The 847-nt window shown below is 77.3% G+C and carries 1 protein-coding gene; it reads right to left on the reverse strand.

The features are described from left to right. Window positions 1-847: ketoacyl-synthetase C-terminal extension domain-containing protein (locus tag VM95_RS37770; RefSeq protein ID WP_045706044.1), on the reverse strand; the 847-nt coding region annotated here is incomplete at both ends.

Here is an 847-nt window from a genome sequence, read left to right on the forward strand (position 1 = left end):
GATCCGCGCCGCGAACACCGGCGAGGAATCCAGCAGCTCAGCCCCCATCCCCACCCACTGCGACCCCTGCCCCGGAAACACGAACACCACCCGGGCGTCCCCGGTGGCCGTCCCCGTGACGACGCCGCCCCCGGGCTCGCCGTCCGCGAGGGAGCGCAGCCCGCCGAGCAGGCTGTCCAGGCCTCGGCCGGTCACCACCGCCCGGTGTTCCAGGGCCGTCCGGGTGGTCGCCAACGAGCGTGCGAGGTCGGCGGGTTCGGCCTCCGGTCCGATCGCCACCGCCAGCCGGGCGGCCTGGGCGGCGAGTCCGCCCCGGGTCCGGGCCGAGAGCAGCCACGGCAGCACGCGGGCGGGCGTGCCGGCGCCCACAGCCGGCGACTCCGCGGGCTTCTCGGGTGCCTCGGCCTCCGCGGGCTCCTCGGGTGCCTCCTCCAGGACGACGTGCGCGTTCGTCCCGCTGACGCCGAACGACGAGACCCCGGCCCGCCGGGGCTCCTCGCCGCGCGGCCAGTCCACCGGTTCGGTGAGCAGCGCGACCGCGCCCGCCGTCCAGTCCACCTCGCGGGTCGGCCGGTCCACGTGCAGGGTGCGCGGCAGCACGCCGTGCCGCAGCGCCTGCACCATCTTGATCACGCCCGCGACGCCCGCCGCCGCCTGGGTGTGGCCGAGGTTGGACTTGACCGAGCCGAGCCACAACGGCCGTTCGGTGGGCCGCCCTTGGCCGTAGGTGGCGAGCAGCGCCCGCGCCTCGATCGGGTCGCCGAGCCGGGTGCCGGTGCCGTGCGCCTCGACGGCGTCGACCTGGTCGGCGGTCAGCCCGGCAGCGGTCAGCGCCGCGCGGATCACC

It is taken from the genome of Streptomyces rubellomurinus (assembly GCF_000961885.1).
In the GTDB taxonomy this organism is placed as follows: Bacteria; Actinomycetota; Actinomycetes; order Streptomycetales; family Streptomycetaceae; genus Kitasatospora; species Kitasatospora rubellomurina.